At 73.9% G+C, this 5,421-nt stretch carries 6 protein-coding genes; 3 read left to right on the forward strand and 3 right to left on the reverse strand.

The genetic code is table 11. The annotated features are described in order from the left end of the window. Positions 1 to 107: 107 nt before the first annotated feature. Entirely contained in the window at positions 108 to 1,691 is a 1,584-nt protein-coding gene (locus tag ACFXPX_RS43415; RefSeq protein WP_380645069.1) for an MFS transporter, read from the reverse strand. Between the two features lie 178 nt (positions 1,692 to 1,869). Between ACFXPX_RS43415 and ACFXPX_RS43420 the strand changes: the two genes are divergently transcribed. Then, positions 1,870 to 2,313, forward strand: coding sequence for a MarR family winged helix-turn-helix transcriptional regulator (locus ACFXPX_RS43420; RefSeq protein WP_380645065.1), 444 nt, complete (start codon positions 1,870 to 1,872; stop codon positions 2,311 to 2,313). 26 nt (positions 2,314 to 2,339) lie between these two features. On the opposite strand, the gene ACFXPX_RS43425 is transcribed toward ACFXPX_RS43420, so the two are convergent. Both ACFXPX_RS43425 and ACFXPX_RS43430 read right to left on the reverse strand, forming a co-directional pair. Continuing rightward, complete coding sequence (locus ACFXPX_RS43425; protein WP_380645067.1) at positions 2,340 to 3,341, reverse strand: serine hydrolase; 1,002 nt, start codon at positions 3,339 to 3,341, stop codon at positions 2,340 to 2,342. A 108-nt stretch (positions 3,342 to 3,449) separates the two neighbouring features. Further along, positions 3,450 to 4,031 (reverse strand): TetR/AcrR family transcriptional regulator, encoded by a 582-nt coding sequence (locus ACFXPX_RS43430; protein ID WP_380594731.1) that lies wholly within the window; start codon positions 4,029 to 4,031, stop codon positions 3,450 to 3,452. An 87-nt stretch (positions 4,032 to 4,118) separates the two neighbouring features. On the opposite strand from ACFXPX_RS43430, the gene ACFXPX_RS43435 reads away from it, so the two are divergent. After that, positions 4,119 to 4,547, forward strand: coding sequence for a nuclear transport factor 2 family protein (locus tag ACFXPX_RS43435; RefSeq protein ID WP_380523309.1), 429 nt, complete (start codon positions 4,119 to 4,121; stop codon positions 4,545 to 4,547). Continuing rightward, entirely contained in the window at positions 4,544 to 5,392 is an 849-nt protein-coding gene (locus ACFXPX_RS43440; protein WP_380645068.1) for an NAD(P)H-binding protein, read from the forward strand. The genes ACFXPX_RS43435 and ACFXPX_RS43440 overlap by 4 nt, the downstream gene beginning before the upstream one ends. Positions 5,393 to 5,421 lie beyond the last annotated feature (29 nt).

Here is a 5,421-nt window from a genome sequence, read left to right on the forward strand (position 1 = left end):
GGGGGGGGGGGGGGGGGGGGGGGGGGGGGGGGGGGGGGGGGGGGGGGGGGGGGGGGGGGGGGGGGGGGGGGGGGGGGGGGGGGGGGGGGGGGGGGCCGGCCGGTCGGTCAGGACTTGTCGGGGCCGGCCTCGGCATCGGCCGGCACGGCGACCGCCGCGGCGTGCGGCTGCTCGTCGGCCCGTGCGCCGGCCTCCGTACCAGCCTGCGCGGTGAGCGGCCGGTGGTGCTTGCTGAGTCCGACCATCGCGACCCCGGCAGCCAGCAGCAGCGCGACCGCGGCGATCACGAAGCTGAGGGTGAACTGGCTCTCCGCGGGCAGCGCGGCGCCACCGAGCGCGGCGTAGCTGACCGTCTTGGAGGCGAGCAGCGAGGTCACCACCGCGCTGGCGATCGAGCTCCCGACCGAGCGCGAGATGGAGTTGATCCCGTTGGCGATGCCGGTCTGCTCCAGGGGCACGCTGGCCGCGATCAGCGCGGGCATCGCGGCGTAGCCGAAGGAGATCGCGATGCCGGTGAGCATGCCCGCCGTGATCACCGCGGCCTCGGCGCCGTGCCCGAAGGCCAGCCAGGCGAAGCCCGCCACGCCGATCAGCGCGCCGACCGCGAGGGTGGAGCGGGCGCCGATCCGGCGCACCAGCAGTCCGCCGACCGGGGCGGCGGCCAGGGCGATCAGGGCGCTGGGCAGCAGGTACTCGACGGAGGCGCGCAGGACCGAGGCGGTGAAGCCGTAGCCGGTCAGCCGGCCCGGCATCTGGACGAGGTAGGAGATGCCGATGAACTGGGCGAACGAGGCGAAGCCCACGAAGAGCCCGGTCAGGTTGGTGAAGAGCACCTGGCGGTGGACGAACATCCGCATGTCCACGAGCGGGTTGCGCACCCGTCGCTCGACCAGCACCCAGAGGGCGGCGAAGACGGCGGAACCGGCCAGCGAGCCCAGCGTGCGGGCGGAGGACCAGCCCCACTCGTGGCCCTGCGAGATGCCGAGCAGCAGCAGGACCAGGAAGACGGCCAGGGTGAGCGCGCCCAGCACGTCGACCCGGCCGCCGGTGGGCGAGCCGCCGTGCGGTACCACCACGGCGACGGCCGCCAGGGCGAGCACGGTCAGCGCGGTGGAGAACCAGAAGACCAGGTGGTAGTCGGGGTGCGAGCCCTGGGTGAGCAGCCCGGTGGCCACCAGCGAGAGGCCGCTGCCGAACGCCAGCGTTCCGCTGACCAGCGCCATCGCCCCGTGCAGCTTCTCCTGCGGCACCTCGTCGCGGATCACGGAGAGGGCGAGCGGGAAGATCGCGGTGGCGGAGCCCTGCAGCACCCGGCCGATGATCAGCAGGGCCAGCGAGGTGGTGGTCGCGGCGATGACCGAGCCGACCACCATGACGGCGAGGACGGCGAGCAGCGTGCGCTTCTTGCCGAACTGGTCGCCGACCCGGCCCAGCAAGGGGGTGAAGACGGCAGCCGAGAGCAGCGCGGCGGTGGTCACCCAGCTGACGCCGGCGGCACCGGTGTGCAGCTCCTTCTGCAGCAGGGCGAGGATCGGGACGACCTGGGTCTGCGCCATGGCCACGACCATCGCGGCCAGGCCCAGCGCCAGGATCAGGGGCGTACTGCCGCGCCGCCCGGTGGCGGCGGTGGCCGTGGCTGTGGCCGTGGCCTTGGCAGATCTGGGCACGGCGCGATCGGCGGCGTGGCTCATCAGGTGGGGGTCCTTCCAGGAGGGGCCGGCCGCGCGCAGGCATGCGTCGGGCCGGCGCTCGAAGACAGCGGGCGGGACCTGGACGGTTGAAGCCTGCAAGGTTGATGTCTTCAAGCAATGCCTTGAAGGTAGACCTGAAAGATTGAAGAAGTCAAGCAATCCCGCCTACACTCGACCCATGACCCAGAGCGCCACCCCGACCGCCACCGGCTCCGCCGCCCCCACGCCGGTCGAGCTGATGGACCAGGTCGCCGGCGCCGCGGCCGCCTACTACCGGAACTTCGCCGCACTGGCGGCCGAACGCGGCCTCACCCTCATGCAGGGCAAGACCCTCAGCCTGCTGCGCGAGCCCCGCCCGATGCGCACCCTGGCCGACCTGCTGGCCTGCGACGCCTCCAACGTCACCGGCATCGTCGACCGCCTGGAGGCCCGCGCACTCGTCCGCCGCGAGGTGGACCCGGCCGACCGCCGGATCAAGAACGTGGTACTGACCGAGGAGGGCGAGCGCACCGTACGGCAGATCCGGCTGGACCTGATGTCCGGCCTCACCGGCCTGGCCCAGCTGGACGAGGCGGACCGGCACACCTTCCAGCGGCTCCTGGGCCAGGTCTTCCCCGGCTGACCGAGGCCCCCCGACCGGCGGGGCCCTCAACTCCCGTTCAGCGAACCGGCGGCCGCCTGGGCCACCGACTCGACCAGGGCGACGCCCCCGGACTCGTCGGCATTGCCGTCCGAGAGCACCGCGATCAGCAGCTGGTGCCCGTCGTGCTCCACCGTGCCGATGCTGTTGATCACCCACAGGCCGTCGGCGTCACGCGGCAGCCAGCCGTCCTTCACCGCGGACGTACCGCCGGTCGCCGCCGCGCTCACCCCCCAGCGCTGGTCGCTCTCGACCTGGCCCAGCAGCTGCTGGACGTAGCCGCGCGAGGCCGGGGAGAGGATCGAGTCACCGGTGAACACCTGGCACAGCAGCTGGGCCTGGTCGGCGGCGGTGGTGGCGGTGAGACCCCAATAACCGTCCGCGCCACCGGTGGTGGCGGTCAGCCCGAACCGCCGGTCGGCGGCGTTCAGCCCGCCGTCCTGGCCGATCTCGTTCCACAGGGCCGTCGCCGAGTCGTTGTCGCTGTTCTCGATCATCGCGGTGGCGAGGTCCTGCTGCGCGGCGGTCAGCGCGGTGCCGCCGTCCTGGGACTGGAGCAGCAGGGTGGCCAGGATGTCGACCTTGACGATGCTGGCGGTGGCGAAGCCGTGGCCGGGCGCACCGTAGGTGAGCGACTGGCCGGTCGTCAGGTCGGTGACGGACACCGAGAGCGCGCCGTCCGCCCGGGCGGCGGCGCTGCGCAGCGCCTCGTCCGCAACGGGGGCGGGCGTGGGCGTGGGCGTGGGCGTGGGACTGGGCGCGGGACTCGGGGTGGCGCTCGGGTCACCGGCAGCGGTAGCGGTAGCGGTCGGGGCGGCAGCGGCGCTCGGAGCGGACGTGGCGGGCGCCGAAGGCGCGGACACCGCGGCCGGGTCGGCCACGACGGACATCCGCGGCCGGCTCTCGGCGGCACCGGAACTCCCTTGCAGCACCCCGTTGATGATGCCTGCGGCCGCGAGGAGGCCGACGGGAGCCAGCAGCCTCGACCGGGGGACGCTTCGCTTCGTCATGTCCAGTGACGCTAGAGAGCGCCGCTTTGAGCAGTCTGAGGACGGGATGGGTGTTTCCTGACACCTGGTCCGCTCCGCCGGGCCGTCACCCCGCCGGGTGGCGGACCGTCACGTGACGCCGAGGACCCGGGCGACGTGGCGCGCCAGCTGCGCCCGCAGCTCCTCGCGGGAGGCGTGCTCCGCGCCGGCCAGGTGCTCCACCAGGTCGGCACGGGTGGCCGCGAGCAGCGCGTGGGCGGTGAAGTCGCCGTCGGCCGCCCCCGGGATCCGGTGCAGGAGCTCCCGGACGAGGGTGTGCCACTGCTCGTAGTGCTCCGTCCGGTAGGGGCTGTCCGCTCCGGTCCCCTCCAGGGCCAGGGCGAGGTGACGGTTGTCCAGTTTGAAGCACAGCAGGGCGTCGAGCAGGGCCGGTACGCGCTCCGGCGCAGGCGTGCCCGGGCCCAGCGGGGGCGGGCCGGCCTCGACGGCTTCCGTGAGCGGCTGGAGCCGCGCCGCGTACAGGGCCCGGATCAGGCCCGTGCGGTCGCCGAAGGCGCGGAAGAGCGTCCCCTTGCCGACCCCGGCCGCCGCCGCGATGTCGGCCATGGTGACGTCCTCGGCGCTTCCGCCGTGGGAGAAGAGCTCGTCGGCCGCCGCGAGGGCCGCGGCCCGGTTGCGGGTCGCGTCCTTGCGTGGCTTGCGCTCGGTCATCTGCTTCCTCCGATTGCGATCCGGACCGCCGGTCCGTATCGTTCTTAAAGCGGACCACTGGTCCGTATCGTAAGCGACGGAGGACCCATGCCCGCGAACACCCCACCGGCGGAGCTGTACCGCCACGGCCTGCGCCTGCTGCTGGACAAGGACATTCCCGCCTGGGTCGGCCTGTGGGCCGAGGACGGCGTGATGGAGTTCCCCTTCGCGCCGCCGGGCCTGCCCCGGCGCCTGGAGGGCCGGGAGGCCGTCGCGGCCTACATGCGCGACTACCCCGACCACATCGACCTGCACGACTTCCCCGAGTTGCGGATCCATCGGACCACCGACGCCGCGACGATCGTGGTCGAGATGCGCGGCGTGGGCCGCGTCGTCCGCACCGGGGACCCCTTCGACATGTCCTACATCGCCGTCGTGACCGTCCGGGACGGGCGCTTCACCGCCTACCGCGACTACTGGAACCCGCTCGCCGTCCAGCAGCCCGGTCTCGACTTCACGGGGAGCAGCGCGGGATGAACGACACCAGCACCGTCCTGGTCACCGGCGCCACCGGCACCACCGGGAGCCGCACCGCCGCGCGGCTCGTCGCCGCCGGACACCGCGTCAGGGCCGCCGGCCGCAGTGCCACACCTCTGCCCGGCACGGAGCCGGTGCGCTTCGACTGGTTCGACCCCGCCACCTTCGACGGCGCCCTCGCCGGCACCGACCGCGTCTACCTCGTGCCACCCGTGGGGGACCCGGAACCGGCCACGGTCATGCTGCCGTTCCTCCGCCGGGCCCGGGCCGCCGGCGTGCGCCGCGCGGTGCTCCTCAGTTCCTCGGCCGTGCCCGCGGGGGGTCCGGCGGTGGGCGTGGTGCACCGGGCGCTGCCGGGCCTGTTCGACCAGTGGGCGGTGCTGCGGCCGTCCTGGTTCATGCAGAACTTCACCGGCGAGCACCTCCACGCGCGCGGCATCCGCGCGGACGGCACCATCCTGACCGCGGCCGGGAACGGACGGGTCGGCTTCGTGGACGCCGACGACATCGCGGCCGTGGCCGTGCACGCGCTCACCGACGACCACGCGCCCGACACCGACCTGGTCCTGACCGGGCCGGAGGCGCTCAGCCACGACGACGTGGCCGCCGTCCTCACCGAGGTCACCGGCCGTTCGGTCGTCCACCGCCACCTGACGTACGACGAACAGCGCGCCCGACTCGCCGCACTGATGCCGGAGGAGTTCGCCGCGATGCTGGCCGGGATGGACCGGGCCATCGCGGAGGGCGCCGAGGACCGCACCACCGACACCGTCCGCCGCCTCACCGGTCGCCCCGCACGGAGCTTCCGGCTGGTCGCCGAACGGGAGTCGACCGCCGACCGCTGACCCGCACCACCCGCCCGCCCGGGTACGGC

This window comes from Kitasatospora sp. NPDC059146 (assembly GCF_042786665.1).
In the GTDB taxonomy this organism is placed as follows: domain Bacteria; phylum Actinomycetota; class Actinomycetes; order Streptomycetales; family Streptomycetaceae; genus Kitasatospora.